Raw genomic sequence first — 15,029 nt, 5'->3', positions numbered from 1 at the left:
ATTCCAATGAATAAGTGCTTCAAAAAAAGCACGACAGGATAGTTTTCGCTCATTTTTTTTCTAAATCTAACATCAGAAATAGGCCGTTATTTCTCATAAAAGCTTTGAAGAAACGTCTTGGCCATATTTTTCTTGCTCCATTCAAAATAGCACCTTTATGCCTTTGCCCAGCCTGAGAGGTCAGTAAATCACCATGAGTTAAAGGAGAGGTAATGGAATTGATTTTGAACTTATGAAAAAGTTTCCTTGCCTCTTTATAAGAGTAAGCTTTTGTTCCAGGGCTTTCCAAATATTGATGATATATCTTATTAAGACCAATAAAAGGTCTAAACGTGAACAAACCATACCTTAACCACAGCATGAAGCCAACTAGGCTATATTTATGGTATATCATTATTTTGCATTTGCCATTTTTCATCAGCACCCGATGAATTTCATCTACCACCTTTGGTGTATTCGGAGAGTGGTGTATTACGCCCCATGAATAGATCATTTCAAATGATCCATCCTCGAAAGGTAAATTTTCAGCATCAGCGACCGAGAGGTCAGAAGTTAATCCTAGTAATTTAAACCTCCTCTTTGTATGACCTACCGCCCGTTCTGTTAAATCAATACCTGTTAATAATGCCTCACTTCGAGCCAAAAGCATATGATCTGACCCTAAGCCAACACCAATCTCTAGGGTCTTTTTATCCTTAAATGATTCAAATTGGCCAAAACTTAATATCTCTGGTTCCAGTTCATATCTTACCTTCGATTGATTTAAATAGTCATCCTTAGAAAAACCCTCTAGAAACAGCTTCTCTCCACAAGAGCTTTCATTCCAGAATTCATGAACATCATTTTTTAAGTTATTTGTCACAATAAGAATTCATATATGAGACAAAAAGCCAATGACTGTATTGTTTTTTCATTAATACTCAGCTACACCTGTTCTAAATTTCTTTTATTGGCCAGTTTTTTAGCTAAAACCTTCTTATCAAACATTCCATAAATGAGCCAAATGGGTGGATAGACGATGGGTAAGCTAAACATCAGCCCAATTAAGACAAGGAATACGGTAAACAATCCTGCTTGCTTAAAATCTAACCCTGACAAAATTAGCATCAAATATAGAAGGAAGAAAATACCATATTCGAACAAATACTTCCCAAATGAAGACACGGAGTCGCTAGATATTTCATATAACAACCTAGGTCTATTATAAGCGGGGTAGAGTTCTTCTAGCCCATTGTCCAAATAAACACCCCTCGCTTGAGATGTAAACGAACCACTACCGCGCCCTAGTGGCTTTTCAGATGCTCCGTAAATACCAACCAATATAGGATTCACTCGATTAGCAAGCGATGCAATGCGTAGAAGGTCTTTGGGAGATGTTGACTTTAAAACGCCAACTAAATCCGATAACCCTTTATTTCCGCTTACTCGGTCAGTAGTCGTAACAAAAATCCCAAGACCAATCCCCATAAATAAACCTATATACCAGTATTTCTTGATATAGCCCGTGAATTGTGATGCCGTGAATAAAAACAGCAATACATATCCTGCTCCAGATTTCGAGAGAAGAATCATAAATACACAAGCCGCAAACCTGTAATAGTAAAACTTATCCTTCTTTTCTCCCTTATAAAACCAATTCTGAATGATCAAAAGATAGATACAAATGATCCCTAGAAAACTCGGCTCCGGAGCAAAAGATGTCACCCCTCTTCCGCTAACTGCAGAATACTTCACTTCTCGAATGAAATGCTCGAAAATCAGACTAAATATTCCAGGAGAAATAAACTGTAATATTGCACCAATAAGGTAAATGATAATTACTGCTGAAAGAATTTTTTTACTGAAGTAACCATTATATCTCTTTGCTATGTAGAAAACGCCAAAGCTATATAATGGCCCTATCGCTTTTCTAAGCTGATATGTTGACTCATTAATATTAATATAAAAGATGAACACTAGACATAAACCAAAAATCAGCAATTCACGTTTGTCCACCACAAACTTATCTTTCATTAGAAGAATAAAAAGGACTGTATATCCAATCAATCCCGTAAGAATCTGAACATCCGTACCAAGTGGTACAGGTGAAACATAGGGCATCAAAGCAAAAAAGAAAAAGATATTAAGAATAACCTCTTTAGAAAAAACGGGGTTAATGTTGAACCTTAGGTTCAACTTCTTTAAATCAAATTTTGTCGTTAGCACTTTTATTAACATCATCTAATTCGCAAGTAGCCTTAGGTAAACCTCATTCATTTCTCTGGCGGCCAAATCTTGAGCACATATCCTGAGATACTTCTCTTTCGCTGCTTCCCCAAAAGCTTTGAGCTTACTTCTATCTTGTTCTAAACAAACTATACCATTAACCAATTCCTTATGGTTTTTCTCATTAATCACTAGCCCATTTACTTCATGTTCAACCAAATCATCTATCTTATGATAAAGTGCTAGAATTGAAGGAATCCCATATATTCCAGCTTCGAAAACAGACCTTGGTGTGCCGTTCAAGTGCATTGGGGCAATGAGCAAATGGCAGTTTTGAATCTCAGACTTGATATCTCTAACCTGCCCCAACAAGGTAACATTTTTAAGGTCGTATTTTTCGATTGCCTTTCTCATCCTATTCTCATAATCAGGATAGACATTAAGCAGGTTTAACAATCTTCCAAACATGCTTTTAAAAAAAGCTTGTGGTTTAATATTAGATCCAATTATTACAAACTGAATGTTAAGGTTAGCCCTTAATTCAATTATGGCCTTTAAGGTCTCTTCTACACCTTTTTGCTTGTAAAAATTGGCAAGAAACAACACTTTGAAAACTTGACTATCATAATTGATTGCGCTAATTCGATTAATCTCATTTTCATCCAATTGAATGGGATTGTAAATAACGCTCTTATGGAGTATTTCAGGGTACAAATGAGCAACACTTTTAGTAATGCAAATCAATTGATCAACAAATCGATTGCATTGATTTGTAAAGAGTTTTAATAGTAATTTGTATTTCCTATTTGGGACGGTTCTTGCATGCATTACGACAGGAATTCGCAGCTCTTGCTTCACCCTTTTCGCCAAAGAAAACATCCCAATTTCATTTAGGTGTACTATGTCTGGTTCTATTTCGCTTATTATAGCAACAACCTTAGCAACTTCTTTATAATAAAAAAACGATTTTAGGTTGACAAAAATCGTTCTTATATATCCAAAGTTTTCTGCCGTAAAAAGTACAGGGATTCCTCTAATTTCGTAAACATGAGGCGTTAACAATTTGAACTTGTCTACCATTTCTCCTTGTTGAGTAATGATGTGAATCTCATGTTCCAATACTAATTTGGACAACAAAAAATAAAGACTATTCCCTGCTCCTCCAGTGGAGCCACAGTGATGGACATAAACTATTTTCATGTTGCTCTATAATCGATTGTACAACTGGATTAGTTTTTCTTCTTGTAGCAACCAACTGTATTTAGCAGATGTTGCAGATGTATTTGCCTTAAAGAAATCAAGGTCTTTGCTATTCATTAGATCCACAGCATTCTTAAATCCCTCCTCAGTATTTTCATTTGCAACGACTCCAACTTTATTGGTCTCAACAAGCTTCTTCATTTCCGGAAGGTTTGAGCAGATAACTGGCAACCCACAAGAAATATACTCGAATAGCTTATTTGGGAGACAGTACCGATCAGATAAAGAGATATCTTGAATGAATGCAATCCCCACATCTGCGGAAGAAGTATAATTTAAGAACTCATTAGGATCCACAAAGTCGTGAAAATAAATATTCCCTCTTACTCTGTAATCATCAATAAGCTCTTTTAACTTCCCTTTCCCCATAAATACGATAACGTTCTTGTCTGAATCAAGCTTGCTGAAAGTATTTAGTAATATCTCTACCCCTCTCCCTGGCATCAAGTATCCTTGATATAAAAAAATTCTCTGGTCGGGTCTAATCTCCAGTTTTTCTCGAAATAAATTGTGCTTTTCCCCTGTATCTCTTGTAATCTTTGGAACATTTAGAAGCACTGTTGGTGGCTCAATGCCATATAGTCTTACATACTCATTGGCGATCGTATCACTTACCGTAATGACCCCTGAAACCTCTTTGATAAGCTTTCTTTCCAAGAATTGATATATCTTCTTTCGAAAGCCTTTGATACCATTCGCTTCAGTTTCATATTCATGTGCATCGTACACAATAGCAGCATCTTTATGAGCTAAGCGTTTGATAAGGCTTGCCACCACCAACCCTTGCAAGTCATTCGCATGAATAACCTCACATTTTATCTTTTTAGCCCTAAAAACCGACCGAAAGATAAACTCCAATGTTTTAAACAAGTTAAAAACAAAAAAAGAGGGTAGTCTTTGTGCAAAAAGTGAAATATAGACCGTACTAAACTGATAATGGGTAGTCGTTTGTTTTCTTGAATCAGGGCAAATCAGACTTACTTGATGGCCATGACTGGCGAGCGCATTCGTATAATTTATGACCCTGTTATCATTTGCTATTTCCTTTGTCGTTAAAGCTAATATGTTCTTACCCATCAAAAACTAACTATTCAGTAGGTCATTAAAATCATTTCTAATCGTAGTTACAATAAACCTAAACTTGGCCTAAAGTGTATACAACTTTGGGATCTTATTGACCACCGTAATCGCCTCCTTAAAATCAATACCTACTGCGTCTAGATACCACCTTATGTTTTGATACCTCGGCTGATTCTCATCCTCTACTAATTCGAGAGCTTTTTCTCTGGTCATCTGCCCCTCTCTTATCTGATTACTTCTAAAGGTATCATGCTCAGTAAAACCTGCCACTACATAGTATATATAATTATAAAAAGCAGCTGTACCATCTCCAATTCTCCAGGTAGTAGTTGTGTCAGGTGCTAACTCCCAATCATAGGTAGCAAGTGTTTGATCGATTTCTGTTTCATCCCATCTGAAGAAATCAAAAATATGGTAGTAGTCACTTTTCTCTGTAAAACTCCTGTAGTACTCTCCAGAGAGCGTATCCCATAAAGACCTATTAAAATACCCTGGTGACTTCATCATTGCTTTCATACGAAGAAATTGATATCTCAACTGCTTCATAGCTCCGTGACTATATACTCGCTCCTCTTCAAAATCTGGAGGAACGCCTAAAAAGCCAGATTTAAAATGGGTCACCTCTAGTGGATTTACGCCCCATAAGTTGAGCCCAATTCCCGTTTGCTGTTTTATTGTCTCTACATGCCTAAAAAAGTGCTTGTCGCCTGCCGTGAGGATACTGATCATGCCCAAATGAGGTGACTTAAGCCAAGCCTTAAGGTTCATCTCTATATATTTTCGCTTCTTCGTAATATCATCAGCCACTATAATATTTTCAACACCCATTTCGGCACACATTCGGCTTATATTTCTTCTGCCCAAATCGGTTACCATACCCCAGTCATAGGTATAAGTAATTGGCTTCATTTTAAGCTCCTTGACAATCAAATGAAGCCCAAAACAACTATCTCTACCTCCTGAGAAAGGAACAATACAGTCATTCCCTTCCTTTCGTCTGTATGGCTCTACTAACTTGAACAATTCCTCTTTAGGTCTCGGAACATTTCTTAGTTTGTAGTTATTGCAATAGTTACAAACACCCTTATCATCAAAACGGATATAAGGCATCGTTTCTGGAAGAATACATTTGGTGCACCTCTTCAAGTTTGGTTTAGGGTATTCTAGTAATTTCTCTTCTGAAGACAAAAGTGGCAAATCAGCTATCAGGTTGGTTTTTCTACCTGCTTTATCAGATACGTCCATGGCTTTATCAGACACCGCAATGTCAATAAAAACACCAGTCTTTATCTTCTTAATATCCTTGCATCCCATCTGAACCAATGGATAACTCTCAGAAGCAAAAATCTGTCTTCCCTCATTTTGCCCCAAATACAAACTACCATTGTTTGAAAACAGGCAGAGCTTACCAAGTTTTGGTAATACCAATGCACAAGCAACAATCCCTTCACACAAATCAAGTATCTTTTCAGGAATGCTCTCAAGGGTATCTCCGTTTTCAACACATTCTGCCGCAATGGCAGCAATCACTTCTGTATCTATCTGAAGCTTTCTTTCCTTGCTAATTTTAGACCAGATCGATTCATGGTTAACCACAATACCGTTATGAATTACTGCGACTCCATCTCGTACCACAGGTTGGTTGTCGGATAGGCCATTCGTAATCAATCTGCTATGTCCCATCACCATACTAGAGGATTTCAGCTTGACTTCCTTTAAAAGTTTGCTTATAGCGTAATCAGCACGCTTAACAATATAATCCGAGCCGTCCGTAAAGATTAAACCACTCGAATCCATGCCTCTTTGCTGGGAGTGATTAACTAAGACTTGCAATTCCTTTTTATCGACTGGAGCCGAGGAAATGATACCGAATATGCCACACATGTGCTAGATTTTTGATTGTTTCAAATGAATTGATAAAAAGACTATAAAGTGTTCTTTTTAATCAGACCGCGAAGTTAGTCTAATTATGGAATTAGTAAACCATGTAGTTGATGATATTGCCATTAACAATGGTCTCTTGATATTTTATAGTTGATTTTTGTCCTCAAAACTTTTATAAAGTTCGAAAAGTATTTTTTCTTGTGTACCCCAATTGAACAAAGCTCTCGTATTAAGTATATGTCTGGCTAATTCGGGTGAATCAAGGTTTGGAAGATTGTTAAATGCCTGAATAAAACCTTCCACATTATTCGAGTCTGCCGCTGTTCCTACCTTATAGGTATTGATAAATTTCTTCAAGTCTGGTAAGCCAGAGCTGATCACAGGAAGACCCGCAGCAATGTATTCGAATAGCTTATTTGGCAAACAGTAACGATCCGACAAAGAAATGTCCTCTATAAACGCAATTCCACAATCTGCCGAAGATGTATACCCTAATAGCACATCTCCCAACACAAAGGGATGAACAAATACTGATTCACCATATTTCTTATGCTTCTTTATCTCATCTGTAAGCGTTCCCTCACCCATGAAAACCAAAACACCATCTGCTAAATTGAGTTGATCAAAAGCCTCAAGTATTACCTCTATCCCTCGCCCTGGATATAAATAGCCCTGGTATAAAAAAATTTTCTTTGAGGCAGGAATACCGAATTGCTCCCTGAATAAATTCTTTTTGATCACTTCTTCTGACCTGAGAATTGGACAGTTTAGAATTACAACTGGTTTTTCAATTCCATATAAGCGTACATATTCATCTGCAATTGTAGGCCCCACGGTAATAACACGATCACAAAACCTAATTAAGAGCCGCTCTTTTAGCTTTACATATGTCCATTTTAAACCGTGAAGACCATTCCTTTGGGTTTCATATTCATGCGCATCATAAATCAACTTAACCTTGCCAAGCTTGATGAACTTCATGAGAACACCAAACTGCAACGTGTTCAAGTCATGACAATGAATGATGTCATATTTAACTCTTGCTTGTCTAAAGAACTGCAACCACACAAATAGAATAAAGTATACCGCACGTACATATTTAATGCGCTCTATCGTATTATTCATCATTCGCTTCCGAATGATTTTGACCCCATTCAATTGCTCCTCAGTTGGTAATGATGTCTTTCTTTGGATACCCATTAGCGTGACATCATAGCCTTCAGAAGCTAATGAGAAAGCTTGGTTAAGCACTCTATTATCATTCCTTAAATCATTAAACACTACTGAAAATACTCTTTTCTTAGCCATTTTATTTATTAAACTGATGAGTCAATTAAGCTTTGTTTCAATATGAGTTTTGTTAATTGCTAACCAATTACAAAAATTAATTATTCTCCAAGTCATCCAACTAAAAGGCTTTGATCCATTTAGGGACTCCTTTAATTCCTCTTGAATTTTAATTCCATCCAAGAAAGGGATGTTCGAGGTATTTTTGACCCAATCAGTTATGTCGTTGTTTATATCACTTATCCATTCCTTTTCGGGGGTTGCAAATCCTATTTTATCCGATCTATCTAAAATTTCATCTGGGACAATTCCTCTCATGGCTTCCCTAAAAATATACTTTGTCGTACCTTCTTTGGACAAAAGATATTCTTCAGGCAATGAGAGTAAAAACTCGGCAATTTCAGTTGTAAGAAATGGTACTCTCCCTTCAACACTCCATTTCATGGAATTCCTATCACCATGTCTTAATAGTGAATTTAACCCCATTTCATTTTGCCCCATTACCGACCTTCTCAATTCGGCTACGAGTCTTCTACCGTAAATCACCTCATCTGAGCTATTGTCAGCTTTTGAAGTATTATTGACTGAGTTGATGTCGACTAACAACCAGTCTGGGACAGACAAAATAGGTTCTTTTCTATACCTCTCCCTCAGTCCATACAACCTTGTCTTTATAAGAATGTGTTTGGCAACTTCTGAAGATAAAGACTTCAAAACGGGCTTAATTGATCGGCCCGTTACCTTTGACCATGACTTCAAGAATTTAATTAGCTTAGCATATTGATTCTTATCCACATAACTCATAGAAGCATGTACAGGATACCCCATGTAACCTGCTAATAATTCATCGGCCCCCTGTCCTTCAAGCAACACCGTGACGCCAGACTCTTTGGCCTGTTTGAAAACTCTATACTGTGCGTAAATACTAGTGCTACCAAATGGTTCGCCTTGTGCCTTCGTCAAGTCGTTAATATCGCTAGCTAACTCTTTAGAGTCTAATTTTATTTTGTGAGGAATTGCATTTACATGTTCATTAACTATATCAACCCATTTTTCTTCATTTAGCCCAGCATCCTGTGCCAGATAACTAAATGTATGTATAGGCATATCGGGCTCCAAATAGCGCATAGCACAAACTATTGCAGATGAATCAATTCCTCCGGACAAGGCAGCTCCAATCGGGACATCGCTCCTCATGTGTACACGAACACTTTCAAGAAATAAGCGTCTTAATTTATCTTTTGCCTCATTAAATGAAATAGTGTTGTTTTCAACAATACTTGGCCTCCACCATCTCTCTTTTTTCAGAACTAACTTATCAGAAATATCTAGGGTCAAATAAGTGCCCGGTTCCAAAGCGTTAACCTCTTTTAAAAAAGTATCTTTTCCAATATCATACCCCCCTTTAATAAGGTAGTTTATTACAGATTGTTGGTTTAATTCTAACTTTTTATCCATCATCGTTAGTAATGGCGGTACTTCAGAGGAAAAATAAAATTTTTCCTCTGAGTGAATAAAGAAGAACGGTTTAATACCAAAAGCATCTCTGACACAGTAGATTTTTTTTCTCTCTACATCATAAATAACAAAAGCAAACATCCCATTTAGACGCTTAATACAATGGCTTCCCCACTCTGCCCAACAGTATATTAAAACTTCAGTATCGGTATGAGAGACAAATTCATAGCCTAATGCAACTAACTCTTCCCTTAACTCTTTATAATTGTAAATCTCCCCATTGAATGTTATCCAATACCTGCCGTCAGCAGAACTCATTGGCTGATGCCCTAAATCAGAAAGGTCAATAATGGAAAGACGCGAATGTGCAAAGACTATACTTTTATCTCTAGGCTTAAACGATTTTATACCTTTACCATCAGGACCTCTATGAGATAGGCTATTATTAGCAAAGGAAACTTTATCTATTAAGCCTTCTCCATTAGAATCAATTGCTCCTATTATGCCACACATACTCCTGCCACTATTTTTTTTAACTTATTCATTTGTACACCATTTGAGACTTTCGATGCTGGCCAGATGTATTCTCTTTACACTGAATCACAATCATTTATTCAATTTTAGAGGAATTAAAACTTAAGTCCTTCTCTCTCCCCATCTGCTACAAACTCCCCATACCACTCTTCGTTTTGAATACATGCATTCCATTGATTCAAAAGCTCCTTTTCATCTTCAGAAATAGGGGTATAGTCGTTTCTGAAAAATGAAGGAATATAATCATACTGAATGGGTTGGCCTTCAATGAGGTTGATTACCTTTTTACAAAATATTCGAATGTCAAGGTATTTATCTACATATGCTCTACCTCTTGCTGCCAGTTCACTCCTCCTCTCATAATCATTGATAAGTGAGGCCAATTCTTCTTTAATTGTGGAAGGGTTCACATCTACGATTGGGCAATCTGCTGGGTTTTTCTGAGGATAATTATCATAAGACATATTTGCCATTACAACTGCACCACTGGCAAGTGCTTCGGTAGCTAACTTCCCTGTACCCGGGCATAGAAGTTGGTCAATCACAATATCCACATCGGAATACAGTTCCACCGCTTTTTCATTGGGCACATTCTCTATGAGTTTAACTGCAAAATCATAGCCCTCATTCTTCAACTCTTCGATAGCCCTAAGCACATATTTTGTTCCTTTAATAGACCTGTCACTAGGGGCATGGGCCACTATAGGTCTAACCTTTCTTTGGGCTCTATTCTCATTAATCTGCTTAGCATTGACCATCATGTTCCAACGATAATATGGTCTTAACTGTAACTGCCCCTGATCTAGCCTACTAAAAATAAAATCTGAATAGCGTTCGCATGTTCTGATTCTTGTTAAGCGTTCTTTCAATGCCACCTGTGTTTTCAACCCATCAATATCGTATTCTATTGGAGCCAAGCCATGTTTTTTAAACTCCTGTTCCATAGCAAAAAACCAACGTACGTCATCACCAACAAAAACACATACAATCTTTTTTCCTTTTCGCTTCAAATACTCAAGATCAGCGAAGTCCTCTCTAAAACTAGACGAAATAAACACGAAAACATCGCACTCCTTGACAGCCTTCCTGAAAATGTAGGCGTCAACCAATTTACCCCATACTTTCCTTACCAACGAATTTAGAATCCTAGGCTTTAAAGTAGGAAGGCTATCTTTTACTTTAGCCGTATTAAAGTCTGCGTAATCGTGAATGATAACCGATGAGGAGATATATCTTGAGACAATAAACGTATCTATCCCAAGATCCGAAAATCCATTCTTTAAGTCAGAAAATACCGAGGCTATATTGTTTAATCCGATAAAAACCTTCATCTACTACTTCTTAACGATGTTGTCATTTTTTAAATATTATCTAGAAATACCACACAGATTCCGACCTGAGGTAAACAGCCTCTACTTTATTGAGGTAAAAACGCAAGCTCCTTGTGCTATGAATAATACCTTCTTAAGTTCAAATTAAGACCGTTTCAGTTTTATAGGTCATTTTTAGTCCTTACGTTGCAAAGGATGCTCAATAAAAGGATATCGATTGTTAAATGATTCTTTATCATTCGGATTGAAAAAGTTAAGTAAGTCAACCTCTTTACCGTACCATATTCTATCATAGATCGCCCCAAATATTTCTCCCATCGCTTTATAAGAATGATATTTCTCCACGTACTTCACTCCAGATTCACCTAATTGCTTTCTCAGCTCCGGTTGAGTGATCAGCCTTCGTAAGGAGGATTTGATCTTTTCGGGGTTGGAGCTGAAAATTGGACATTCATTTAAGTATGAAAATCGTCTAAACACTTTAATCTGATTTTCATCCTCTTCCAAATTTGAAATAACAGGAAGCCCTGTCGCCATCCCTTCCAGTGCGCTGAGGGCAAATCCTAGGATCAGCTGTTCGACCAATATATCCGCATCTAAAAAAAGTATCTCCCTAACTTTATCATTTTGCATCTTCTCTAGCAAACACAATTCTACCAGCAAGCCTTCTGCCTGTAGTTCCTCAACCGCTTTGACCAGAAACTCAGTCCCTTTCGCTCCACGATGATTGGGAGTGTGATATACTTTCACCGCACCATTTTTCCCATCGGCATTATTATATTTTATTTTGGGTTTCCAGAGATCTGTATTCATAGGATAAACAGCATATGGAAGAATATCCCAACGTGCGATCTGATCAAATTGAAAGCCAGCCATGATACAATCAGCATGTTCTACAAAATAATCTATTTTTTCCCTTATCACTTTTTCCCTTTTTACACCCTCAGGATAGTTCATCAGCAAGGCATGATGCCAAGACTTATTATACAGTTTGGAATACATCTGATAGTCTGACCCATATGGCAAGACTACAAACTTCAGTTGCGCCTTCCTATAGAACTCTAGCTCCTCTCGCCAGAATTTCGTATCTGCCCATATGAGACCATCATATGTAGTATGAATGATATCCGATTTACTTGCAATAAAGAAGAGGAGATGTATTCGTGCCAAACTCCGATAGCGAGGAAGTAATTTCCTGACTACCTTCAAAAAAAAAGGAACTGGCACTTGGTCAAAATAGAAGTCAAAATCAGACCTTTTATTGATAGAACCGTAATACCCTGACATGAAGGATTCAGATGAATATCCGATCGCCTTCATAGCATCATTCCAGTACTTGAAGTTGAGAATAGGAGTAACTCCCCAGATCAAACGTGGACGATTACTTATTTGCTTTCCTTTTACTCTTTTTGTAAGGAAGTAGTGAAAGGCAACATTGATCAGAAACTTCTCCATTTTACTATGCAGTAACCCCATTAATAAACAATGGGCACTCATTATCATTCCTAGATTGGCTATAATTCATAAATTAATGAAGAGATAGGCAATTGTATATCAAACAGAATTTAGGTTCTAGCATGATGAAATTTTGGTCTTTAAAAAAAGGTCCTTTAGAACTTGATATTTAGAATTAGGCGAAGCCCACTATAATGGAACTGACAAACCTTTTCTGTTACTCGGTTGAATATTTATACTACTATTAACCTTATGAAAAACCTTGCCTATGTATTCGAGTGAATGATATTTCTCAACAAACTTAATCCCTTTAACGCTTCGCTCCTCCAATGAAATATCACCTTTTAATATTCCCAGCAGGTTCTGTTTGACCTCCAAAAAATGTGAATTTATATGGGGTAACTCTTCTAGAGAAGCTAGGTTACCAGAACTCAAATATAATTCTATTAAATCCTTTCTAAGGTAACAAATAACTGGTTTTCCCATAGACATTGCCTCCATTGAAAACATAGCATACCAACCTACAATTAACTGATCGGCTACAACATCCACCTTAGACATTGCTTCTAAAACCTCAGTATTAGGTTTTCCTTGAAGCAAAACTAATTCCACTGGATATCCTTCTGACTTTAGTTCCTCTACAGCCTTTATGAAAAAACTTGACCCTTTGGTTGCCTTATGGTTGGGGGCATGTAATATTTTCAAGGGATTGTCTAAAGTGTACTCTCGTCTATAAAATTCTAGATTTTTCCGGTACGGAGAAAACTTCGCTATATCTATCGAAAAATGGGCTAAAGTTAAAGTGTCCCAATGATAGGTAAAGTCGACCCAATCGCACCCACTAATCACATGGTCCGCATGAATTGTCCATCTTCTTACTTGCTCTTCTACTGAAGGCATGTGCTTATAAAATTCTGGATAGTCAGAATCTAAGGCATGTTTATAAGGAAGGTTAGGGAAATCCCTGAGGATGCTTACATCACCTCCATAAGGCATAACAACCACCTTTGTCTTTGAAAGTTTAAATAGTTTAGGTTCGTGTCGTCTAAGTCTTTGTTCTCCATAAAAGGGACCTCCATTAAAATAGATATAAACACATTTATAAGTAGAAACTGTACGAAGAAAAAATAGATATTTAGCAAAATACTTACCCAACCAATTTCTTTTTTCATTTACCTCAAAATCTCGGTAATCAAAATCATCCGTTATAAAATATGTTTCATTAACAAAGGTCTCGACAGAAAAACCTTGCGCCAAAAGTGCCTTTTTATGATAAATATTGTTTATCAATGGCTCAGGCCCTAAACCAATGTCTATGGGCTTGTTATTACTCTTACCAATAAAATAGCACCTTAAGTAGAGATACGGTAAGGCAAATACCCATTCAATGAAATTAAGGCTAACCCTAATCCCATTTCTCAATAAAAATGAAATACCTCTTCTTAGTATTGAACGCCTAGGTCCTGATTGACTTGCTATTGACTCTTGCAAAGGGATGAAATTATTTGAAGTTACGAATACTAAATAATGCTAGAGTAACTCGTCAATTTTGTCCTCTATTTTATGTTTAGGAACATAAAGCCTTGACTTCAAAAACTCAATTTCTGCAATGCAATCATCAGTTTTCTTATCTATGTTCTTGATGATAGGATCCTTACCAACCTTAGCGCCAATTATTTTTACTATTTTTTCCAAATTTAAGGCTTCCGGACCTGCCACGTTATATGTGTAACTCCCATCATTATTTAATAAAAGATTTGAAAGGACTTCTACAACATCGCTAACATGAATAGGGTTAATCACTATCCCCCCACCGGCTGTTAATGTAATTGGATTACCATTCTTAACATTATCAACTAGCCTTGGGATGAGCATAGATCGTTTTTGCTCTTTTCCGTACATAAAGAAAAGTCTAAGAATTGAAACATCGAAATAGTCAGTATAATTATGCGTGAGTATTTCACTACAAATTTTGGTAGCAAAATAATTCCCTAACTGTCCAAATGTATTGATTGGAGAATTTTCATTCACCATACCTACACTAGTATCATAAATGCCACCTGTTGATGTAAAAACAAACTTCTTTGCATTTGCGCGTCTGGCATAGTCCAAAAGCTTAACCGTTGAGGTAACATTTACATTGAAAACAGCTAAAGCATGCTCAGGAAATTCACGAAAAAGTTCTGACTGTGCGAGGTGAATTACCGCAAATACATCGGAGGGCAAGTCATTTGTTGACCAATCAGAATTAAAATCTCGCTCATAATAGTGAACATTATCAATCGGGGCTGAAGGTAACCTATGAACCAAAGCATGAATTTCATAGTCACCATTTAATGCCCTTAATGTATTTTGTCCAAGTAAGCCATTAGCGCCTGTTATCAATAATTTAAGTTTCTTCATGACCATATTTTAATCTTCTAAATTCTAATGTGTCTTTTATTGCAAAAGCCTATTACCCTTCGTAAAGAGAGTACTTTCTGATAACACTTTTCTCTTAAAACAGTTAAATACCCAACCGTACAATTTATTATT

11 protein-coding genes are annotated in these 15,029 nt (G+C 36.8%); all 11 read right to left on the bottom strand.

Annotation, left to right across the window (positions count from 1 at the left end; all coding sequences use genetic code 11):
- Window positions 1–49 precede the first annotated feature (49 nt).
- The 11 genes from VOI17_RS14335 to VOI17_RS14285 all read right to left on the bottom strand — a co-directional run bounded on the left by VOI17_RS14335 (window position 50) and on the right by VOI17_RS14285 (window position 14,897).
- Entirely contained in the window at window positions 50–862 is an 813-nt protein-coding gene (locus VOI17_RS14335; protein ID WP_323757914.1) for a class I SAM-dependent methyltransferase, read from the bottom strand.
- Between the two features lie 62 nt (window positions 863–924).
- Window positions 925–2,220, bottom strand: a complete 1,296-nt coding sequence (locus VOI17_RS14330; RefSeq protein ID WP_323757913.1) for a hypothetical protein — start codon at window positions 2,218–2,220, stop codon at window positions 925–927.
- Window positions 2,221–3,405 carry a glycosyltransferase family 4 protein gene (locus VOI17_RS14325; RefSeq protein ID WP_323757912.1) on the bottom strand — a complete coding sequence of 395 codons (1,185 nt, stop codon included), beginning with the start codon at window positions 3,403–3,405 and terminating at the stop codon, window positions 2,221–2,223.
- A 6-nt stretch (window positions 3,406–3,411) separates the two neighbouring features.
- Entirely contained in the window at window positions 3,412–4,542 is a 1,131-nt protein-coding gene (locus VOI17_RS14320) for a glycosyltransferase family 4 protein (protein WP_323757911.1), read from the bottom strand.
- A gap of 69 nt (window positions 4,543–4,611) precedes the next feature.
- Window positions 4,612–6,429: a hypothetical protein gene (locus tag VOI17_RS14315; RefSeq protein ID WP_323757910.1), complete on the bottom strand. Its 1,818-nt coding sequence runs from the start codon at window positions 6,427–6,429 to the stop codon at window positions 4,612–4,614.
- Window positions 6,430–6,573: 144 nt separating this feature from the next.
- Window positions 6,574–7,737: a glycosyltransferase gene (locus tag VOI17_RS14310; protein ID WP_323757909.1), complete on the bottom strand. Its 1,164-nt coding sequence runs from the start codon at window positions 7,735–7,737 to the stop codon at window positions 6,574–6,576.
- Between the two features lie 21 nt (window positions 7,738–7,758).
- Window positions 7,759–9,687 carry an asparagine synthase (glutamine-hydrolyzing) gene (gene asnB, locus VOI17_RS14305; RefSeq protein WP_323757908.1) on the bottom strand — a complete coding sequence of 643 codons (1,929 nt, stop codon included), beginning with the start codon at window positions 9,685–9,687 and terminating at the stop codon, window positions 7,759–7,761.
- A 116-nt stretch (window positions 9,688–9,803) separates the two neighbouring features.
- A complete protein-coding gene (locus VOI17_RS14300) occupies window positions 9,804–11,039 on the bottom strand; it encodes a glycosyltransferase (protein ID WP_323757907.1) in 1,236 nt (411 codons plus the stop codon).
- Window positions 11,040–11,213: 174 nt separating this feature from the next.
- Window positions 11,214–12,494 (bottom strand): hypothetical protein, encoded by a 1,281-nt coding sequence (locus VOI17_RS14295; protein ID WP_323757906.1) that lies wholly within the window; start codon window positions 12,492–12,494, stop codon window positions 11,214–11,216.
- Window positions 12,495–12,683: 189 nt separating this feature from the next.
- Window positions 12,684–13,784 carry a hypothetical protein gene (locus tag VOI17_RS14290; protein ID WP_323757905.1) on the bottom strand — a complete coding sequence of 367 codons (1,101 nt, stop codon included), beginning with the start codon at window positions 13,782–13,784 and terminating at the stop codon, window positions 12,684–12,686.
- Between the two features lie 240 nt (window positions 13,785–14,024).
- The gene (locus tag VOI17_RS14285) at window positions 14,025–14,897 is read right to left on the bottom strand and encodes an NAD-dependent epimerase/dehydratase family protein (RefSeq protein ID WP_323757904.1); all 873 of its coding nucleotides are present in this window, start codon (window positions 14,895–14,897) and stop codon (window positions 14,025–14,027) included.
- Window positions 14,898–15,029 lie beyond the last annotated feature (132 nt).

Source organism: Roseivirga sp. (assembly GCF_034669765.1).
GTDB lineage: Bacteria > Bacteroidota > Bacteroidia > Cytophagales > Cyclobacteriaceae > Roseivirga.
The sequence above is the reverse complement of the archived record's forward strand: the minus strand, read 5'-3'. Positions and strand labels throughout refer to the sequence as shown.